The sequence below is a fragment of the Goekera deserti genome (assembly GCF_010685995.1).
GTDB classification, from domain to species: domain Bacteria; phylum Actinomycetota; class Actinomycetes; order Mycobacteriales; family Geodermatophilaceae; genus Goekera; species Goekera deserti.
Map to the genome: position 1 here is coordinate 70,056 of NZ_JAAGWK010000020.1, position 19,086 is coordinate 89,141.

The window sequence follows — 19,086 nt, forward strand, 5'->3', positions numbered from 1 at the left end:
CCTAGCCGCGCGACGCCGGTCGGCAGGTGGCCCACCGGCGCCGCGCGGTTCAGACCGGGCGGACGGTGCCCAGCAGGTGGTCGGCGCCGCTGGCCGCGTTGCGCACCGCGAGGTCCCAGCCGGCGCCGTGCGACGCCGTCGACAGGGTGACCGTGGAGGGCAGGAACAGCGGCTTCTTGAAGCCGACGTCGACCGCGACGGCGTCGGGCAGCCGGCCCGACAGCGCCGCCAGTGCGCGGGCCTTGACCCACATGCCGTGCGCGATGGCCCGCTTGAAGCCGAACGCCTTGGCGGTGAGCCCGGACAGGTGGATCGGGTTCACGTCCCCGGACACCGCGGCGTACCGGCGCCCAGCGTCGTCGGGCACCCGCCACTGCGCGGCGGCCGTGTCCAGCGGCGGCACGTGCACGTCGACCTCCGCGGTGGGCGCATCCTGCGGCGCGGTGGCGCCCCGGGCGAGGTAGGTGGAGCGGCTGCGCCACACCTCGGCGCCGCCGGCCCGGACCGAGGCCACCAGGTCGACGGTCGCGCCGCTGCGGTGGGTGGCGAAGGTGTCCGCCCACACCTCCAGGTCCAGCGGCTCGGCGGTGCCCACCGGCCGCAGCTGCTCGACTCGGTTGCGCACGTGCACCAGCCCCGGCAGCGCCAGCGGGAACGCCCGGTCGCTCATCAGCGCCACCTGCAGCGGGAAGGCGAGCACGTGCGGGTACGTGACCGGCAGCGTGTCGCCCAAGGCGAACCGGCACACCCGCACGTACTCGGCGAGCCGGGCCGCCTCGACGGTGACCCCGGTGCGCGCGATCCGGGTGTCCGGCAGGTCTCCCCCGCGCCCGCGCGCCGTCAGCGCCGCCCGGGCGAACAGCTGCGCCATCGACGGCGGACCGTCGAGTTCCTGGCGGGCCATCAGGCGCCCAGCATCGACTGGCCGCACACCCGCACGACCTGCCCGTTGACCCCGGCGCTGCCGGGCTGGGCGAGCCAGGCGATCGTCTCGGCGACGTCGACCGGCAGCCCACCCTGCTGCAGCGAGTTGATCCGCGAGCCGATCTCCCGGGTGCCCATCGGCATCTTCGCCGTCATCTCGGTGACGATGAAGCCCGGCGCGACGGCGTTGATCGTCGCCCCGCGCGCGGTGAACTCCGGCGCCCAGGCCCGCACCATGCCGATGATCCCGGCCTTGGACGCCGCGTAGTTGGTCTGCCCGCGGTTGCCGGCGATGCCCGACTGCGAGCTGACGCAGACCACCCGGGCGCCGGGCCGCAGCAGCCCGTCGGCGGCGAGCAGGGCCGTGGTGAGGTCGAGCTGCGCCTGCAGGTTCACCGCGATCACCGACTCCCACCGGGCGGCGTCCATGTTGACCAGCAGCTTGTCCCGGGTGATGCCGGCGTTGTGCACCACGACGTCGACGCCGCCGTGCCGCTCCCGCAGGTGCTCGACGAGCCGGGCCGGGGCGTCGCCGGCGGTGATGTCCAGCCCGAAGGCCGTCCCGCCGATCTCGTTGGCCACCTCGGCCAGTGCCTGACCCGCAGCCGGCACGTCGACGGCGACCACGTGCGCCCCGTCACGGGCCAGCACCCGGGCGATCGCGGCACCGATGCCGCGGGCGGCACCGGTGACCACGGCGACCTGACCGGCCAGCGGGCGCTCGGCGGCCTCGGCGGCGGGCAGCTCGGCGGGCGACAGGGTGACCACCTGGCCGTCGACGTAGGCCGACCGACCGCTGAGGAAGAACCGCAGCGGGCCGGCCAGTGACGCGTCCGCCCCGGCCGGCACGAGCAGCAGGTTGGCCGTCGAGCCGCTGCGCAGCTCCTTGGCCAGGGACCGGACCAGGCCGTCCAGCGCCTGGCGGGTCGCGGCCTGCGCCGGCGAGGCGGCGTCGGTGGCCGGGTCGGCGAGCACGACCACGCGCCCCGAGGAGCGCAACCGCTTGACCGCCGGCGCGAGCGCGGTGGTCGCGACCGCGAGGTCGGCCGGGCTCGACACCCCGGTCGCGTCCAGGACGACGGCGCCCAGCCGCTCGGCGTCGGCGGCGGCGTCGGCGGCCAGGACGGTCACCCCCGCCTCCTTGAGCACGGCACCGACCTCGTCGGCCAGCCGGCCGCCCGCGGTGCCGACGACGACGACCGGGCCCGGCAGCAGGGGGTCACCGGGGGTGTAGCGGCGCAGCACGGCCGGCCGGGGCAGGCCGAGCCGGCGGGTCAGCGCGGCGCCGACGCCGGAGTTGGCGAGATCGCGGTACCAGTCGCTCATGGGTGTTGTCCTCCGGGACGCGGGAAGGGTCAGGACTCGAGGATCGCGACGACGCCCTGGCCGCCGGCAGCACAGATGGAGATCAGCCCGCGACGGCCCGGCCCCTGCTGGTGCAGCAGCTTGGCCAGCGAGGCCACGATCCGGCCGCCCGTGGCGGCGAACGGGTGACCGGCGGCCAGCGAGGAGCCGGCGACGTTGAGCTTGGACCGGTCGATCGGGCCCAGCGGCCCGTCCAGGCCCAGCTTCTCCTTGCAGAAGGCCGGGTCCTCCCAGGCCTTGAGCGTCGAGAGCACGGTGGAGGCGAAGGCCTCGTGGATCTCGTAGAGGTCGAAGTCCTGCAGCGTGAGGCCGTTGCGGGCGAGCAGCACCGGCAGCGCGTACGCCGGGGCCATGAGCAGCCCCTCGCCGCCGTGCACGTAGTCGACGGCCGCGGTCTGGGCGTCGACCAGGTGGGCCAGGACCGGCAGGTCGTGGGCGGCGGCCCACTCGTCGGAGCCGAGCAGCACCACCGAGGCGCCGTCGGTGAGCGGGGTGGAGTTGCCCGCCGTCATGGTGGCGCCCTCGCCCCGGCCGAACACCGGGGACAGGCGTGCCAGCTTCTCCATCGAGCTGTCCGGCCGCAGGTTCTGGTCCCGGGTCAGGCCCAGGTAGGGGGTGAGCAGGTCGTCGAAGAAGCCGCGGTCGTAGGCGGCGGCCAGGTTGTGGTGCGAGCGGACGGTCAGCTCGTCCTGCTCCTCCCGGCCGATCTCCCACACCGCCGCGGTGATCGCGGCGTGCTCGCCCATCGCCAGGCCGGTGCGGGGCTCGGCATTGCGCGGGATGTCGGGCACCAGCTGGCCGGGCCGGATCCCCGACAGTGCCTTGAGCCGCTGCTGCAGCGTTTTCGCCGCGTTCACCTGCACGAGCACCCGGCGCAGGTCGTCGTTGACCGCGAGCGGGGCGTCGGAGGTGGTGTCCACGCCGCCGGCGATGCCGGAGTCGACCTGCCCGAGCGCGATCTTGTTGGCCACCAGCACGACGGCCTCCAGGCCGGTGCCGCACGCCTGCTGGACGTCGTAGGCGGGGGTGGCCGCCGACAGCCGGGAGCCCAGCACGCTCTCCCGGGTCAGGTTGAAGTCCCGGGAGTGCTTGAGGACCGCGCCGGCCACGACCTCGCCGACCTGCTGGCCCTGCAGCCCGAAGCGGGCGACGAGACCGTCCAGCGTCGAGGTCAGCATGTCCTGGTTGGACGCCTGCGCGTAGGCGGAGTTGGACCGGGCGAACGGGATCCGGTTGCCGCCGATGATCGCGGCCTTCCGGGTGCGGGGGGCTGTCATGCCGACCTCCTGGTCGAGAACGGGGCGGTGCACCTGCGGCCGTCGAACGGATCGGTAGCCAGTACCGACAGTATCAGGTACCGTCGGTGTCGTGAAAGCCGACCGGACCGCCGAGCGGAGCGCCCCGAGCGTGAGTGCCGTCGCGCACCGCCGCGACCGCCGGGACTCCCGGTGGGACGAGCACCGCCGCGCCCGGCGCGAGCAGCTGGTCGAGGCCACCGTCGCCGCCGTCGCCCGGCACGGCGCCGGCGTGGGCATGGACGAGATCGCCGTCGAGGCCGGCACCAGCAAGACCGCGGTGTACCGGCACTTCGCCGACCGCAGCGACCTGCACCTGGCGGTGTGCACCCGGGTGGCCGAGCAGCTGACCCAGGCCCTGGGCGCGGCCATGTCCAGCAGCGGGCCGCCGCGCGCGATGATGGCCTCCGCCCTGGAGACCTATCTCGCCTTCATCGAGGCGAGCCCCGAGCTGTACCGCTTCGTCGTCCACCCGCCGGCCGCCGAGCGGCGTGAGAGCGGCACCGGCCAGGGCGACCCGATCAGCACCCTGTCGGACATGGTCGGCGGGCAGGCCGCCGCCCTGCTGGCGGGGAGCCTCGCCGCCGCCGGCCGGGACACCGCCGCCGCCGAGCCCTGGGGCCACGGCATCGTCGGCCTCGTGCGCTCGGCCGGCGACCGCTGGCTCCAGGCGGGCCGGCCGATGCCCCGGGCCGAGCTCGCCGCCCACCTCACCGACCTGGCCTGGTCCGGTATCTCCGGCGTCCTCGGGCCCGCCGTGCACGCGAACCACACCACCACCACGGAGGAACAGTGACCAGCACCCTGCCCAGCCAGCCCGACCCCGCCGTCACGGCGGCCCTGACCGACGTCCTGGACGGCCGGTGGGCGGAGGTCCGCCGGGGCGCCCGCGAGCAGCTGGCCGACCCCCGCTTCGCCCCGGTGTACGGCGAGACGATCCCCGAGGCCCGGGCCCGTGTCTCCCGGCTCACCACCGAGCTGGCCGCCACCGGCGCCACCGGCCTGGGCTTCCCCGTCGCGTACGGCGGCACCGACGACCAGGGCGGCTCGGTCACCTCCATCGAGATGATCGCCTTCTGCGACCTGTCCCTGATGGTCAAGGGCGGCGTCCAGTGGGGGCTGTTCGGCGGCGCCGTGGTGGCCCTGGGCTCCCAGCGCCACCACGAGAAGTACCTGGCCGACATCATCACCAACGCCCTGCCCGGGTGCTTCGCGATGACCGAGACCGGTCACGGGTCCGACGTGCAGCAGCTGCGCACCACGTGCACCTACGACCCGGTCACCGAGACCTTCGACCTGCACACCCCGCACGACGCGGCCCGCAAGGACTACATCGGCAACGCCGCGCAGGACGGCCGGATGGCCGTCGTCTTCGCCCAGCTGATCACCCAGGGCCAGCGGCACGGCGTGCACGCCTGGCTGGTGCCGATCCGCGACGAGGACGGCACGCCGTGCCCCGGCGTCACCATCGGCGACGACGGCCCCAAGGCCGGGCTGAACGGGGTGGACAACGGTCGGCTGTCCTTCGACCACGTCACCGTCCCGCGGGACATGCTGCTCGACCACTACGGGCAGGTGGCAGCGGACGGCACCTACACGTCCAGCATCGAGAACGAGACGCGCCGCTTCTTCAGCATGCTCGGCACGCTGGTGCGCGGCCGGGTGAGCGTGGGCGGCGCAGCCGGGTCGGCGACCAAGCTCGCCCTGGAGATCGCGGTGCGCTACGGCGACACCCGCCGCCAGTTCGCCGCCCCCGGTGAGGAGCGCGAGATCGTGGTCAACGACTACCTGGTGCACCAGCGCAAGCTGCTGCCCGCGCTGGCCACCACCTACGCGCTGCACTTCGCCCAGGGCGAGCTGGTCAGCACGCTGCACGACGTGCAGGGCGCGAGCGAGCTGGACGAGAAGGCGCAGCGCGAGCTGGAGTCCCGGGCGGCCGGCCTGAAGGTGGCGCAGACCTGGCACGCCACCCGCACCATCCAGATGGCCCGCGAGGCCTGCGGCGGCCAGGGGTACCTGTCGGAGAACCGGCTGGCCAGCCTCAAGGCCGACACCGACGTGTTCACCACCTTCGAGGGCGACAACACCGTGCTGCTGCAGCTGGTCGCCAAGGGCCTGCTCACCGGCTACCGGGACGCCTTCGGCAGCCTCGACGGGTGGGGCAAGGCCGCCTTCGTCGCCGAGCAGGTGCGGGAGGCCGTGCTGGAGCGCACCGCGGCCCGAGGCCTGGTCCAGCGGCTGGTGGACGCCGTCCCCGGCCGGGACGAGGACGTGTCGATGCTCGACCGGGGCTGGCAGCTGGCCGCCTTCGAGGACCGGGAGAGGCACGTGCTGGACGGCGCCATCCGGCGGCTGCGCAAGGGCGCCTCGACCCCCGGGATCCGCCAGTTCGACATCTTCAACAACGTGCAGGACCACGTGCTGCGAACGGCCGAGACGCACATCGACCGGATCGTGCTGGAGGCCTTCGTCGCCGGCATCGAGCGGTGCACCGACCCGCGGGCCCGGGCGCTGCTCGAGAAGCTCTGCGACCTGTACGCCCTGAGCACCATCGAGGCGGACAAGGCCTGGTTCCTGGAGCACGGCCGGCTCACCCCGGCCCGCGGCAAGGCACTGAGCGCGACGGTCAACCAGCTGCTGCGCGAGCTGCGCCCGCACATGCGCACGCTGGTCGACGCCTTCGCCATCCCGGACGAGTGGAAGGCCTGCGCGATCATCGAGGAGGAGCACGACCGGCAGGAGGCCATGGCCGCCGAGGACGCGCGCATCCGGGCCGGCGGCTACGGGACGCCCGCCGTCGCCGCCTCCGTCGCCACCACCGACGCCACGGCGACCGAGCTGGAGATGGCACCGGCGCAGTGATCGGCCGACCGGTGCCCCGCCTCTCACCGGGGGGCGGGGCACCGGGGGTGCTGGCGCGAGAGGATGCCGGGGTGTCCGACACCCTCACCCTGCTCGCCGCCGACGGGGCCGCCCTGCGGGTGCCGGCGGCGGTCGACCTGGTCGCGATCGTCGTCGGCGCCCTGCTCGGTGGCCTGCTGGCGGCCCGGGAGGGCTTCGCCGTGTCCGGCGTCCTGCTGCTGGCGGTCAGTGGCGGGCTGGGGGGCGGTCTGATCCGCGACGTCCTGCTCGCCGACGGCCCGCCGGTGGCGCTGACCAACCAGGCCTACCTGCCCACGGTGGCGGTCACCGCGGGGATCACCTTCTTCTTCTCCGGCTGGCTCTCCCGGCTGACCGGTCTGCTCACCGGGCTGGACGCGCTCACGCTGGGCTTCTTCACCGTGATCGGGGCGCAGAAGGCGCAGCTGGCCGGGCTGCCCAGCGCCTCGGTCGTCTTCATCGGGACCCTGACCGCCGTGGGTGGCGCCGTGATCCGGGACGTGCTGCTGGCGCAGCGCGCCGACATCGTGCAGCCCGGCCCGTACAACGCCGTCGCCGCCCTGCTCGGCGCGACGGTGCTCACCGTCCTCGCCGGCCCCGTGGGGATGGAACCGCTGCCGGTCGCGGTGGTGGTGATCGTCCTGGTGTCCGGACTGCGACTGCTCTCCGTGTGGCGCGGGTGGGCCGCGCCGGTGGCGATCGATCTGCCGCTGGCCGCCCGCAGCCGGCTGGCCCAGGTGAGCCCCCGCCGGATCGTCCGGCGACGCGCGGGCCGCACCCGTGACTCCACGCACACGAGCAGCCACCCTCCAGGGTGACGACCTCACCCGGGTGACCCTGGAGCATGGGCAGCACCCGCACTCCTCAGAACCGGGAGCACGTCCGTGGCCAGACAGCCGGCAGGCGCCGCACCACCGCGTGCGGCCGTCCTGACTGCTGCCGCGCTCCTGCTGTGCGCCGCCGCGGTGACCGCCTGGGCCCCGGCCGGTGTCATGGGCGACGCCTCGAACCTCCTCCAGCTCGCCGCCACCGCGGCGGGCACCGCCTCCGCCGCCCGCCGCGGCCGCCACTCGACCGGCCGGACCCGCTGGGCGTGGCTGGCCCTGTCCGCCGCCTGCGCCTGCTGGGGCGCCGGCCAGCTGCACTGGACGTGGCAGGAGCTGGCCGGCCACGGCATCCCCTTCCCGTCGGTCTCCGACGTCGGGTTCCTGGCCTTCCCCGTGCTCGCCGCCGCCGCGCTGCTGCTGCACCCCGCGGAGGGCGGGCGGATCCAGCGTCGCCAGCGCGTGCTGGACGCCCTGATGACCGCCACGGCGGTCGGGCTGGTGAGCTGGGAGACCGCACTGGGGGCGGTGGTCGCCGCGGACAGCGAGGAGGACACCCTCGCCTCGGCGCTGCTGGTGGCCTACCCGGTGCTGGACGTGCTGCTGCTCGTGCTCACCGTGCTCATCCTCGCCCGCACGCGCACCAGCCGGCTGCCGCTGGTCATGGTCGGCGCGGGCCTGGCGTCGCTCAGCATCTCCGACAGCCTGTTCGCGTACCTGCAGACCACGCAGTCCTACGCGGGCGGCTGGGTCGACCTCGGCTGGGTCGCCGGTTTCCTGCTGATCGCACTGGCCGGCACGGCCGGCGGCTCCCCCGCCACCGCCGGCCCGCCCACGGTGGCGCAGCGGGCGCCGTCGGCGAGCACGGCCTTCCTGCCCTACCTGCCCGTGGTCGTCGCCATGGTCACCACGCTGGCGCTGGTCGTGTCGGGCCGGCAGCTCAGCGAGGGCGAGCTGCTGGTGTCCGCCCTGCTGGTGGGCCTGCTGCTGGCCCGCCAGTACCTGACCCTGCTGGACAACGCCGGGCTGACCGCCGACGTCGCCGCCCGCGAGGCGATGCTGCGCCACCAGGCCTTCCACGACGGGCTCACCGGGCTGGCCAACCGCGCCCTGTTCCGTGACCGCCTCGACCACGCCCTGGCCCTGCACGCCCGCGACATGCGCCCGGTGTCGGTGGTGTTCCTGGACCTCGACGACTTCAAGGTCGTCAACGACACGCTGGGCCACGCCGTCGGGGACGACCTGCTGGTGCGGGTGGCCGACCGGCTGGTCGGCGCCGTGCGCTCCGGGGACACCGTGGCGCGGCTGGGCGGCGACGAGTTCGCCGTCCTGATCGAGGACGGCGGCGACCCGCTGGAGATCGGCGCGAAGGCGCTCGACGCGCTGCGCACCCCCGTCGTCCTCGGCGGGCACTCGCTGGACGTGCACGCCAGCGTCGGCGTGTGCACCCTCGCGCCGGAGGACGCCCCGGTGCCGGCCGACGAGCTGCTGACCCGGTCGGACACCGCGATGTACTCGGCCAAGCGCTCGGGGAAGTCGCGGATCGTGCGGTACAGCACCGGGATGAGCCTGGTCGAGCTGGAGGACCAGGAGCTGCGCGGTGCCCTGCGCAAGGCCGTGCAGGCCCGCGAGGTGACCCTGGTCTACCAGCCGATCGTCGAGGTCGGGACCGGCCGGCTGGTCGGGCTCGAGGCACTGGCCCGCTGGACGCACGCGGGGCAGCCGGTCGGGCCGGACGTGTTCATCCCGCTCGCCGAGCGCACCGGGCTCATCGGCAGGCTCACCGACGACCTGCTCAGCGAGGCGTGCACCCAGCTGGCCGGCTGGTCGGCCGGGCGGGACGCACCGCTGTCGGTGCACGTGAACGTCGCCCCCACCGAGCTGGTCAGCACGGGCTTCGTGACGTCGGTGGCCGACCTCGTCCGGGAGCACGCCCTGGCCCCGGGCCAGCTCGTCGTGGAGATCACCGAGTCCGGCATCTTCGCCGACCTGGAGCTGGCCCGGCAGACCGTGGCCGCACTGCGCGCCCTGGGCGTCGGCGTCTCCCTCGACGACTTCGGGGTGGGCTACTCCTCCCTCGCCCAGCTCAACAGCATGCCGCTGGACTCGGTGAAGATCGACCGCTCGTTCCTGGCCCACAGCGACACCGACGCCCGGCAGGCGACCTTCCTCGAGGCGGTGCTCCGGCTCGCCCGCGACATCGACCTGCCGGTGGTCGCCGAGGGTGTCGAGCGCCCCGCCCAGCTCGAGCAGCTGCGCCGGCTGGGGTGCCCGCTGGCCCAGGGCTGGCTGCTCGGCGGGCCGGTACCGGCGGCGGGCGTGCCCGCCCTCCTCGCCCAGGGCGGGGACCGGGGGCAGGGCGGGGTGCAGGGCGGGGACCGGGGGCAGGGCGGAGGGCAGGGCGGGGACCGGGGGCAGGGCGGGGAACTCCGCGCGTTCAGCCGGTGATCCGCACCGCCAGCAGGGCGACGTCGTCCTCGGCGTCGGGCAGGAACATCCGCTCCAGCACCCGGTCGCAGAGCTGGGCCAGCGGCACCTCGGACATGCCGGCCAGCACCCTCAGCAGCTCCGCCGTGCCGGCGTCCAGGTCGCGGTCGCGGCGCTCGATCAGCCCGTCGGTGTAGAGCAGGACCGTGTCCCCGGCGCGCAGGGCGACGACGTCGTCCCGGCGCGGGACCGACGGATCGACACCGAGCAGCAGCGTGACGGGCGGGAGGTCCAGCAGCCGGGCCGTCCCGTCGGCCGTGAGCAGCACCGGCGCCGGGTGCCCGGCGTTGGACCAGCGCAGCCTGGTGATGCCCTGCACCCGGTCCTGCTCGACCTGCTCCAGCCGGGCGACCAGCGCGGTGACCAGGACCGGGAGCGCCAGCCCGTGCATCGCGGCGTCCAGCCCGGTCAGCACCCGGGCCGGGGAGCTGTCGCTGCAATAGGCGATGCCGCGCAGCAGGCTGCGCACCTGGCCCATCGCGGCTGCGGCGCGGTTGTCGTGGCCGGCGACGTCCCCGATCGCCAGCGAGGTGGCACCCCCGGGCTGCACGAAGGCGTCGTACCAGTCCCCGCCGATCTCGGCGCCCGACGCCGCGGGCACGTACCGCACCTCGATGCTGGCGCCGTCGACCTCCGGTGGGGCGGTGAGCATGCTGCGCTGCAGGGCCTCGGTGAGCTGCCGCTGCTGGTCGAACAGTCGCGCGTGGTGCAGCGCGATGCCCGCCCGGCGGCCGATCTCGGCGGCGGCCTCCACCTCCTCGGCGGTGTGCGGCGGACGTCCGGGACCGGCGAACAGCGCGAGCGCGCCCAGCACCTGGCCCCGGGCGAGCAGCGGGACCGTGACCGACGAGGACGGCCGGAAGCGGTCGAAGGCGGCGCGGGCCACCGGGTCGGGCACCGCGCGGGCGAGGTCCTCGCCGGTGATCTGCGACCGCACGAACGGCCGTCCGGTGGTGAGCACGGTGCGGGTGCCGGTGTGCCCGCTGGCCGCCGACACCAGCCGCGGCAGCAGCGCACGCAGCTCGGCAGCCCAGCCGGGGTCCCGGTGCGCGGACGCCACCTCGCGCAGCCGGCCGGACGCGTCGGGCAGCACGACCCAGCTCCAGTCCCCCAGCGCCGGCACCACCAGCCGGGTCAGCTCGTTCAGCTGCTCGGCGATGTCCAGCGTCCCGGACAGCACCCGCCCGACGTCGGCGAGCAGCCGCAGCCGCTCGGCGGTGGCGGTCGTCTCCTGCACCGCGGCCTCGCGAGCCGCGTCGGCCTGCAACCGGGACCAGGTGAGGGCGAGCTGGGCGGCGAGCACCTCGAGCAGGGCGACGTCGTCGGCGTGCAGCGAGCGCTCCTCGGCCCAGGTGAGCGTCAGGGAGCCGACCGTGCGGCCCTCGACCCGCAGGGGCAGCGAGGCCAGCGCCTGCACACCGGCCAGCTCGACGGCCTGCACCAGCCCGGGGAACCGGGCCACGGCGGCCTCGGCCGTCGGCAGCAGGACCGTCTCCCCGGTGCGCGCGGTGTACTGGGCGGGCATGCGGTCGTCGAGCTCCAGCACGAGCCCGTCGCGGGCCAGCTCCACCCCATGCCGCACCACCCGGTCGTGCAGCTGGCTGCTCAGGTGCAGCCGCAACCGGCCGTCCGGGTCCCGCCCGGCCACCGCGCCGGAGGTGGCGCCGAGCACCCGCGCGCCCCGCAGCGCCACGTCGCTGAGCTCCGCGACGGTGACCACGCCGGCCAGCGACCCGGCCACCTCGGCGATGTGGGCGGTGCGCTGCAGACCGGCCATCCGCGCTGCGGCGAGCTCGCGGGCGTCGGTGACGTCGGAGACGGTGCCCACCACCCGGACCGGCCCCTGGTCGGGGTCCATCACCACCCGTCCGCGCGAGGCGACCCACCGCACCCGGCCGCCCGGGCACAGCGACCGCGCCTCCGTGCGGTAGTCCCCACCGCCCGCGACGGCGGCCGCCAGCGCCTGCCGGACGCCGGGCCGGTCGTCGGGGTGCACCGTCGCCAGCACCGCGGCCCGGTCCAGGTCGCCCTCCGCGGGTAGACCGAGCAGCATGCGGCAGCGGTCGTCCGCGGTGACGCCGCCGGTGAGCAGGTCGACGTCCCAGGCGCCCACGTCACCGGCCCGCAGCGCCATGTCCAGCCGGGTGAGCGACCTGCCGAGGGCGGCATTGGCCGCGGCGAGCTCGAGCTCGGTGACCACCGAGGCGCCCAGCTCCTCGACCACCTCCACGTCCTGCGGCGACCAGCCGTGCGGCACCCCGCTGGTGACCCCCAGGACACCGACCACGTAGCCGTCCGAACTGGTCAGCGGGGTGCCGAGGTAGGCGGCCACCGGTCCGTTGCGGACGCTGTCCCGCCCGGCCGTCCGCGGGTCGCGGGTGGTCGAGGGCACCGCCACGGTGCGCCCGCTCCGGGCCGGGAGCACGCTCAACGACGACTCCCAGGGGGTGGCGGAGCCGACGATGCCGGCCGGCAGCCCGTGCCCGGCGATCACCACGTGGGCGTCGGTGAGCAGGCCGATCTGTGCCCACGGGGCGCCGACCGCCCGCGCGGCGAGCCGGGCCACCCGGTCCAGGGAGTCGACAGGTCCGAGGTCGGTGAGCAGCCGGCGGCTCGCCGAGATCCGCTGCGGGTCGGCCAACGGGTCGCTCGGCGCGCCGTCGACGTCGCCGGCCGGGCTCGACGGCCACACGTCCTGCACGGACTGGCCTCCCCGGTCCAGCGAGGGCGCCGGCCCGGTCAGCCCGGCGTCGCCCCATGCTGACACGCCGGGCCGCCCACTGCCCTGCGGCCGGGCCGCACCACGCCGGTGCGGATCGCACCGGACCCTGCGGCGGCGGCGGTGAGGACCTCACCCGCCGCCGACCGGGTGCCCGAGGCGGGACCCGGCGGGAGGGCCGCCCGCGGGCCGCGGCGGGTGGCAGGTGGGGTCCGGGAGGCCGATCCCGGGTGAAAACGCCGTCCCGGCTGGTCACGGGCCCACCCGGCATGGCAACGTGCCCGGCGTTCCCGGGTCGACGACGTGGTCGTTCCCGGGCCCTCCGGGGCACCCGGTGTACCGCTGTCCGGTGGTCACAGGGCACCGTGGAGGCCACGACGCCTGTTCCGGGCGTGTGGGACACCGGTCCCGGCCGTGCGCCGGGAACCTCCGGCACCACCTGCCCGTCCTCCTCGGAGCACGGGCAGCACAGCCCCCCAGCGAGAGGAACCAGATGAACAAGGCCGAACTCGTCTCCGCGATCGCCAAGCGCGCCGACGTCCCCGCGACGACGGTGGACGCCGTCATCGACGGCCTGCGCGAGGAGCTCGTCGAGGCGATCACCCGCGGCGACAAGGTCGCCCTGCCCGGCCTGCTGACCGTCGAGCGCAGCCAGCGCTCGGCCCGGACCGGGCGCAACCCGCAGACCGGTGAGTCGATCGAGATCGCCGCGGCGCACACCGTGAAGATCAGCGCCGGCTCGAACCTCAAGAAGGCCGCGAGCGCCGTCCCGGTCTGATCCGGCGTCCTCCCGGCCCTCGAGCGGGGAGCACAGCACCGCCAGCGGCGCCCTCACCCACCTCCCGGCTCGGTGCCAGGATCTGGGGAGGGCGCCGCTCGACGTGCGGTGCGAGGAGCGGAGGCGCGCGTGACCCAGGACCTGACCGTCCAGACCGACCCAGCCGAGGTGGGCCTGGACGCCGACCGGCTGCAGCGGCTGGACCGCCGCCTCGCCCGCTGGGTGGACGACGGCCGGCTGCCCGGCTTCCTGGTCACCGTCGCCCGGCACGGCCGGCTGGCGCACGTGGGCACGTACGGGCACCGGCACGTCGAGGACGGTCTGCCGGTCACCCCGGACACCCGCTGGCGGATCTACTCGATGACCAAGCCGGTCACCTCGGTGGCCGCGATGTCGCTGTACGAGGAGGGCGCCTTCGGTCTCACCGACCCGATCTCCCGGTGGCTGCCGGAGTTCGCCGACACCCGGGTGTACGTCGCGGGCTCGGACCTGAAGCCGGTCACCGAGCCGCTGACCGAGCCGATCCGCGTGTGGCACCTGCTCACCCACACGTCCGGGCTGACCTACGGCTTCCACCGCGCCCACCCGGTGGACGCGATGTACCGGGCGGCCGGCCACGAGTGGGGCACCCCGCCCGGCGCGGACGCAGCCGAGGTGTGCCGCCAGTTCGCCTCGATCCCGCTGGTGTTCCAGCCGGGCAGCGAGTGGAACTACGGCGTGTCCACCGACGTGCTCGGGCGGCTGGTCGAGGTGCTGGCCGGCAAGCCGCTGGACGAGGTGTTCGCCGAGCGGGTGTTCGGCCCGCTCGGCATGCACGAGACCTCCTTCGGCCTGCGCCCGGACGACGACCCGGCCCTGCTCGCCCGCCTGTACGGCGCCGTCCCCGGCCGGCCGGGCGGACCGGACACGGCCATGGTGCCGCTGGACCCGATGGGCGCGGCCGCGCTGTCGAAGCCGGCGTTCCTGGCGGGGGGTTCCGGGCTGGTGTCCACCGCCGGGGACTACCTGCGCTTCGCCGAGATGCTGCGCGCCGGCGGGGTGGGCGCCGACGGCACCCGGGTGCTCGGCTCCCGCACGCTGGCGCACATGGTGCGCAACCACCTGCCCGGCGACGTCGACCTGGAGACCTTCGGCCGGCCGCTGTTCGCCGAGACGCCGCTGCGCGGGGTGGGCTTCGGGCTGGGCTTCTCGATGGTGCTCGACCCGGCGCGCTACGGCGTGGTGTCCAGCCCCGGCGACTACTCGTGGGGCGGGGCTGCCTCGACGTCCTTCCACGTGGACCCGGTGGAGGACCTGACGGTGACCTTCTACACCCAGCTGCTGCCCTCCAGCACGCTGCCGATCCGCTCGTACCTCCGGGCGCTGACCAACCAGGCGCTGCTGTAGGTCTCGCTGGAGTGTGGGAGTGCAGGTCCGCTGCGCTCCCGCACTCCGGCCACCGGCACGATGAGGGGATGGAGCTGCTCCCCGACGCCGGCACGCTGCACGGCTGGTTCGACGCCTCGCTGCCACCGGTGCTCCTCGTGCAGCCGGGGGACTCGGTGCGGATCGGCTGCCTGGACTCCGGCTGGTCGACCGGCCCCTGGGACGGCGTGGGCGACCTGGCCGACCGGCCGCGGCACCTCGCCTGGGAGCCCGGCACCGGGCACGCGCTCACCGGTCCGGTCGCGGTGGCCGGCGCCCGGCCCGGGCAGGTGCTCGCCGTCCGGGTCGACGGGGTGGTGCCGGGCGGGTTCGGCACCACCTACTGCGGGCTGCGGGACACCGCGCTCAACCGGCGGCTGCGGGTGCTCGACGTCCCGACCGTGCTGCGCTGGACGATCGACGGCGACACCGCCACCGACCAGGACGGACACACGGTGACCACCCGCCCGTTCCTCGGCGTCCTGGGCGTGCCGCCGGCCGGGCCGGGCCGGCACTCCACGGTGCCGCCGCGCTGGCACGGCGGGAACCTGGACTGCCGCGAGCTGGTCGCCTCCTCGACGCTGTACCTGCCGGTGACCGTGCCCGGGGCGCTGCTGTCGGTCGGCGACGGCCACGCCGCGCAGGGCGACGGCGAGGTCAGCGGGACGGCAATCGAGTGCCCGGTCACCGCCGACCTCACCCTGGACCTGCTGCCGGACCTGCACGGCCTGCCGGTGACCACGCCGGTGGCCAGCACCCCTGCCGGCTGGGTGACCATGGGCGTCGCCGACGACCTGGACGAGGCGACCGCGATCGCACTGGACGCGATGCTCGACCTGATGGCCGTGCTGCACGGCGTGGACCGCTCCCACGCCCTCGCGCTGGCCTCGATGCTGGTGGACCTGCGGGTGACCCAGGTGGTCAACCAGGTCGTCGGCGTGCACGCCGTCCTGCCCCCTGGGCGCCTGCGCTGAGCCCCGGCCGGGCACCGCCTGTCGGGGCGGACGTCCACGTCCGGGCCGGCTCACCGGCGCACACTCGTGCCATGCGGCGCCCTCGTGCTCTGGTCAGCTGTGCCGTGCCGCTCCTGGCGCTGCTCTGCGCATGCTCCACGGCACCTGCCCCCGAGGCCCCCGGTGATGCCGCCGCGCCCACGTCGAGCTCGCCCACGTCGTCGAGCTCACCCGCCCTGGACGCCGCGGCACGGGCGCTGCTGGCCGGGTGGGCCACCGCGCACGGCGGTGACGCCCCGGACTCGGTGATCGCCACCGGCCCGCTCACCTCCCAGGACGGCGACTGGACGTCCGATGCCGACCCCGACGGGCACAAGCTGGCGTACGTGGACGGCCTGGTGGACCTGTCCCCGCAGCTGACGGTGACCGGCGTGCCCGGTGACACCGTGCAGTGGGCGGACGGCTCGACCGCGGCTGCACGGACCCTGCCCCCGGCCGCGGCACTGCCCCAGGCACTGGTGCGGAGGCCGTCGCCCGACGTCTCCGTGGCACCGCTGGTGGTCCTCGCCGCCACGGCCACCTCGACGCAGGTGTCGACCACCCGGGGGCCGGCGACCGTGCCGGCCTGGGAACTGACGCTGCAGGACAGCGCGGTGCGGATCGTCGTGGTCGCCGCGACCGTCGTGGTCGCCGCGCCGGCGGCGCCCCCTCTCCGCGACGTGCCCGATGTCGGCCAGGACACGACCTGGGCGACGGCCGTGGACGTCGGAGAGGACGGGCGGACCCTGACCGTCCACGTCATCGGTGCACAGGAGGCCGCGAGCGAGCCGTGCGGTGAGGACTACAGCGTCTCCACCGTCGCCGACGACGCCGCCGTGGCGATCGTCGTGGTCCGGCACCCCTACCGCGGACCGGACAGTGGCACGTTCGCCTGCACCCTGGTCGGGGCGGACCGGGAGGCGGTCACCGTGCTGGACACGGACCTGGCCGGACGACCGGTGCTCGACGTCGCCACCGGGCTGCCCGTCGCCGTCGTCTGATCCGGCCGGCCCCGCGGTCCTCCCTCAGTCGCCGGTGGCGCCGTCGACCAGCTCGCGCAGCAGGTCGGCGTGGCCGTTGTGCCGGGCGTACTCCTCGATCATGTGCAGCATCACCCAGCGCAGCGTGACCGGGAACCCGTGGTCGGTCTCCGCACCGACGTCGTCCAGCTGCATCCCGGCCGCGACGGCCGTGCTGGCGGCGATCTCGTCGCGCCAGCGGGCGAGATCGGCGGGCCAGGCGGTGGCGGGGTCGTCCGCATCACCGAACTCGAAGTCGCCGTCGTCGGTGGCCCAGTAGAGCCACTGGCCGGGGCGGCCGGTGAGCACGCGGGCGAACCAATGCCGTTCGACCTCCGTCATGTGACGGACCAGTCCGCGCAGGCTCATCGTCGACGGTGGCACCGACCGCAGGCCGACCTGCTCCGGGGTGAGGCCGGCGCACTTCCAGGCCAGCGTCTCGCGGTGGAAGGTCAACCAGGCCTCCAGCGCGGCGCGCTCGCCGTCGGTGCCCGGCGGCGACACCCGGGGGTCGGTCACACGTACCGCCGGACCAGGGTGACGGCGACCAGCACCGGCTCCCCGACGCCCTCGGCCTCGATGGTCACCGTCGACCACATCGCCGCGCCGCCGTCGATCGGGTCGACCCGGTCCACGGTCAGCGAGGCCCGCAGCCGGGCGCCGACGGGCGCCGCGGCGGGGAAGCGCACCTGGTCGCAGCCGTAGTTGACGCCCATCCGGAAGCCGGTGGTGCTGAGCAGCTCCGGCGCCAGCCGGCTCACCAGCGACAGCAGCAGGTAGGGCGGCACCACGCCGTCCGGCCCCGGGTCGGGCCCGGCGGAGAGCAGGAAGCCGGTGACCTGCTCGGCCGACAGCGTCGCCCACTCCCCCGGGCCCAGCGTCCGCCCGACCAGCTCCTGCACGCCCTCGACGCCGTGCGCGACCGTGACCGCCATCCCGACTCCCCCTCGTCCGACCCGTGCGTGCTCGAATGGCACCTCACCACACGGACGACGGGCGGGGGCAGGGTGCTGCGACTGGGTCGGCTCGACGTCCCCGACGGGCGGCTGGTGGTGATGGCCATCGTCAACCGGACGCCGGACTCCTTCTACGACCGGGGCGCCACCTACGCCCTGGACGCCGCCGTGGCCCGGGTGGACCAGGTGGTGGCCGAGGGCGCCGACATGGTCGACGTCGGCGGGGTCAAGGCCGCACCCGGTGCGCACGTGGACGCCGCCGAGGAGATCCGCCGCACCGTCGACCTGGTCGCCGCCATCCGCGCCGCGCACCCCGCGCTGCCCATCTCCATCGACACCTGGCGCGCCGAGGTGGCCCGCGAGGTGCTGGCCGCCGGCGCCGACATCGTGAACGACGCGTGGGGCGGGGTGGACCCGGAGCTCGCCGTCGTCGCCGCGGAAGCCGGTGCCGGGATCGTGTGCACGCACGCCGGCGGCCTGCCGCCGCGCACCCGGCCGCACCGGGTCAGCTACCCCGACGTGATGGCCGACGTGCTGACCCGCACCACCGCGCTGGCCGAGGCGGCGGTCGCGGCCGGCGTGGACCGGGAACGGGTGCTCATCGACCCGGGCCACGACTTCGGCAAGAACACCCGGCACTCGCTGGAAGCCACCCGCCGGCTCGGTGAGATGGTGGCGACCGGCTGGCCGGTGCTGGTGGCGCTGTCCAACAAGGACTTCGTCGGCGAGACCCTCGACGTGCCCCTCGGCGAGCGGTTGACCGGCACCCTGGCCGCCACCAGCATCAGCGCCTGGCTGGGCGCCCGGGTGTTCCGCGCCCACGACGTCGCCGCCACCCGGCAGACCCTGGACATGGTCGCCTCCATCCGCGGCGACCGCCCCCCGGTCCGCACCACCCGCGGCCTGGCCTAGCGACCCGCGAGCAGTGTCCCGCCACCGGCCACGACGCCGATGATCGTGGCCGGCTGCGGGACACTGCTCCCCGGATGTCCTGCCGCGCTACGTTGCCGGGCATGGCCGCCACCGGGTTCCACACCGCCGACGAGCTGAACGCGCTGCTGCCGGGCACACTGCCGGGGCTGCTGGGCGTGGTGATCGAGGCCCACGAGCCGGGCCGGCTCGGCGCGCACCTCGACGTCCGCCCCGACCTGCTGGCGCCCAACGGCTACCTGCACGCCGCCACAGTGGTCTGCCTGGCCGACACCAGCTGCGGGCTGGCCACCCGGGCGCTCCTGCCGGAGGGCTCGCTCGGCTTCACCACCCTGGAGCTGAAGAGCAACCACCTGGGGACGGCGCGAGAGGGCCGGATCACCGCCGTGGCCACCAACGCGCACGCCGGCCGGACGACGCAGGTCTGGGACGCCGTCGTCACCGACGCCGCCGACCGCACGCTGGCGCTGTTCCGCTGCACGCAGATCGTGCTCTGGCCCCGCTGACCCTCCC

Annotated in this window: 16 protein-coding genes; 10 read left to right on the plus strand and 6 right to left on the minus strand. The window is 75.2% G+C overall.

The window, feature by feature from the left end; translation table 11 throughout:
* Positions 1-49 precede the first annotated feature (49 nt).
* From G1H19_RS14055 to G1H19_RS14065, 3 genes are read right to left on the minus strand one after another with little or no spacing between them, the layout of a single operon-like run.
* Positions 50-904 (minus strand): MaoC family dehydratase, encoded by an 855-nt coding sequence (locus G1H19_RS14055; RefSeq protein WP_152729322.1) that lies wholly within the window; start codon positions 902-904, stop codon positions 50-52.
* On the minus strand, positions 904-2,250 hold the full coding sequence (locus G1H19_RS14060) for a 3-oxoacyl-ACP reductase (protein WP_152729320.1): 1,347 nt from the start codon (positions 2,248-2,250) through the stop codon (positions 904-906). Before G1H19_RS14060 ends, G1H19_RS14055 begins: the two co-directional genes overlap by 1 nt.
* A 29-nt stretch (positions 2,251-2,279) precedes the next feature.
* Positions 2,280-3,566, minus strand: coding sequence for an acetyl-CoA C-acetyltransferase (locus G1H19_RS14065; RefSeq protein WP_152729318.1), 1,287 nt, complete (start codon positions 3,564-3,566; stop codon positions 2,280-2,282).
* Between the two features lie 91 nt (positions 3,567-3,657).
* On the opposite strand from G1H19_RS14065, the gene G1H19_RS14070 reads away from it, so the two are divergent.
* The 4 genes from G1H19_RS14070 to G1H19_RS24590 all read left to right on the plus strand — a co-directional run bounded on the left by G1H19_RS14070 (position 3,658) and on the right by G1H19_RS24590 (position 9,736).
* Entirely contained in the window at positions 3,658-4,380 is a 723-nt protein-coding gene (locus tag G1H19_RS14070) for a TetR/AcrR family transcriptional regulator (RefSeq protein WP_328593526.1), read from the plus strand.
* Entirely contained in the window at positions 4,377-6,446 is a 2,070-nt protein-coding gene (locus G1H19_RS14075) for an acyl-CoA dehydrogenase family protein (protein ID WP_162392884.1), read from the plus strand. Before G1H19_RS14070 ends, G1H19_RS14075 begins: the two co-directional genes overlap by 4 nt.
* A gap of 71 nt (positions 6,447-6,517) precedes the next feature.
* On the plus strand, positions 6,518-7,282 hold the full coding sequence (locus G1H19_RS14080; RefSeq protein WP_162392883.1) for a trimeric intracellular cation channel family protein: 765 nt from the start codon (positions 6,518-6,520) through the stop codon (positions 7,280-7,282).
* A 66-nt stretch (positions 7,283-7,348) separates the two neighbouring features.
* Positions 7,349-9,736 (plus strand): putative bifunctional diguanylate cyclase/phosphodiesterase, encoded by a 2,388-nt coding sequence (locus tag G1H19_RS24590; protein ID WP_152729317.1) that lies wholly within the window; start codon positions 7,349-7,351, stop codon positions 9,734-9,736.
* Here the strand turns inward: G1H19_RS24590 and G1H19_RS14090 are convergent.
* A complete protein-coding gene (locus G1H19_RS14090) occupies positions 9,726-12,542 on the minus strand; it encodes a SpoIIE family protein phosphatase (RefSeq protein ID WP_235928095.1) in 2,817 nt (938 codons plus the stop codon). The genes G1H19_RS24590 and G1H19_RS14090 overlap by 11 nt on opposite strands.
* 445 nt (positions 12,543-12,987) lie before the next feature.
* Between G1H19_RS14090 and G1H19_RS14095 the strand changes: the two genes are divergently transcribed.
* From G1H19_RS14095 to G1H19_RS14110, 4 genes are all read left to right on the plus strand, one after another.
* Entirely contained in the window at positions 12,988-13,272 is a 285-nt protein-coding gene (locus G1H19_RS14095; RefSeq protein ID WP_152729316.1) for an HU family DNA-binding protein, read from the plus strand.
* A gap of 129 nt (positions 13,273-13,401) precedes the next feature.
* Complete coding sequence (locus tag G1H19_RS14100) at positions 13,402-14,658, plus strand: serine hydrolase domain-containing protein (protein WP_162392882.1); 1,257 nt, start codon at positions 13,402-13,404, stop codon at positions 14,656-14,658.
* Positions 14,659-14,726: 68 nt separating this feature from the next.
* Positions 14,727-15,650, plus strand: coding sequence for an acetamidase/formamidase family protein (locus G1H19_RS14105; RefSeq protein WP_152729314.1), 924 nt, complete (start codon positions 14,727-14,729; stop codon positions 15,648-15,650).
* A 71-nt stretch (positions 15,651-15,721) separates the two neighbouring features.
* Complete coding sequence (locus G1H19_RS14110) at positions 15,722-16,669, plus strand: hypothetical protein (RefSeq protein WP_152729312.1); 948 nt, start codon at positions 15,722-15,724, stop codon at positions 16,667-16,669.
* 24 nt (positions 16,670-16,693) lie between these two features.
* On the opposite strand, the gene G1H19_RS14115 is transcribed toward G1H19_RS14110, so the two are convergent.
* Both G1H19_RS14115 and G1H19_RS14120 read right to left on the minus strand, forming a co-directional pair.
* Positions 16,694-17,206, minus strand: coding sequence for a DinB family protein (locus G1H19_RS14115; protein ID WP_162392881.1), 513 nt, complete (start codon positions 17,204-17,206; stop codon positions 16,694-16,696).
* On the minus strand, positions 17,203-17,622 hold the full coding sequence (locus tag G1H19_RS14120) for a hotdog family protein (protein WP_152729310.1): 420 nt from the start codon (positions 17,620-17,622) through the stop codon (positions 17,203-17,205). The genes G1H19_RS14115 and G1H19_RS14120 overlap by 4 nt, the downstream gene beginning before the upstream one ends.
* A 72-nt stretch (positions 17,623-17,694) precedes the next feature.
* On the opposite strand from G1H19_RS14120, the gene folP reads away from it, so the two are divergent.
* Positions 17,695-18,555 (plus strand): dihydropteroate synthase, encoded by an 861-nt coding sequence (folP, locus tag G1H19_RS14125; RefSeq protein ID WP_162392880.1) that lies wholly within the window; start codon positions 17,695-17,697, stop codon positions 18,553-18,555.
* Between the two features lie 101 nt (positions 18,556-18,656).
* Positions 18,657-19,079 carry a PaaI family thioesterase gene (locus G1H19_RS14130; RefSeq protein WP_152729308.1) on the plus strand — a complete coding sequence of 141 codons (423 nt, stop codon included), beginning with the start codon at positions 18,657-18,659 and terminating at the stop codon, positions 19,077-19,079.
* The last annotated feature ends 7 nt before the right edge of the window (positions 19,080-19,086 follow it).

Excerpts from the sequence above, each read along its gene's own strand:
- G1H19_RS14130 (WP_152729308.1), top strand. The coding sequence starts at position 18,657 with ATGGCCGCCACCGGGTTCCACACCGCCGACGAGCTGAACGCGCTGCTG.
- G1H19_RS14110 (WP_152729312.1), top strand. The coding sequence starts at position 15,722 with ATGCGGCGCCCTCGTGCTCTGGTCAGCTGTGCCGTGCCGCTCCTGGCG.
- G1H19_RS14055 (WP_152729322.1), bottom strand. The coding sequence starts at position 904 with ATGGCCCGCCAGGAACTCGACGGTCCGCCGTCGATGGCGCAGCTGTTC.
- G1H19_RS14105 (WP_152729314.1), top strand. The coding sequence starts at position 14,727 with ATGGAGCTGCTCCCCGACGCCGGCACGCTGCACGGCTGGTTCGACGCC.
- G1H19_RS14095 (WP_152729316.1), top strand. The coding sequence starts at position 12,988 with ATGAACAAGGCCGAACTCGTCTCCGCGATCGCCAAGCGCGCCGACGTC.
- G1H19_RS14065 (WP_152729318.1), bottom strand. The coding sequence starts at position 3,566 with ATGACAGCCCCCCGCACCCGGAAGGCCGCGATCATCGGCGGCAACCGG.
- G1H19_RS14120 (WP_152729310.1), bottom strand. The coding sequence starts at position 17,622 with ATGGCGGTCACGGTCGCGCACGGCGTCGAGGGCGTGCAGGAGCTGGTC.
- G1H19_RS14060 (WP_152729320.1), bottom strand. The coding sequence starts at position 2,250 with ATGAGCGACTGGTACCGCGATCTCGCCAACTCCGGCGTCGGCGCCGCG.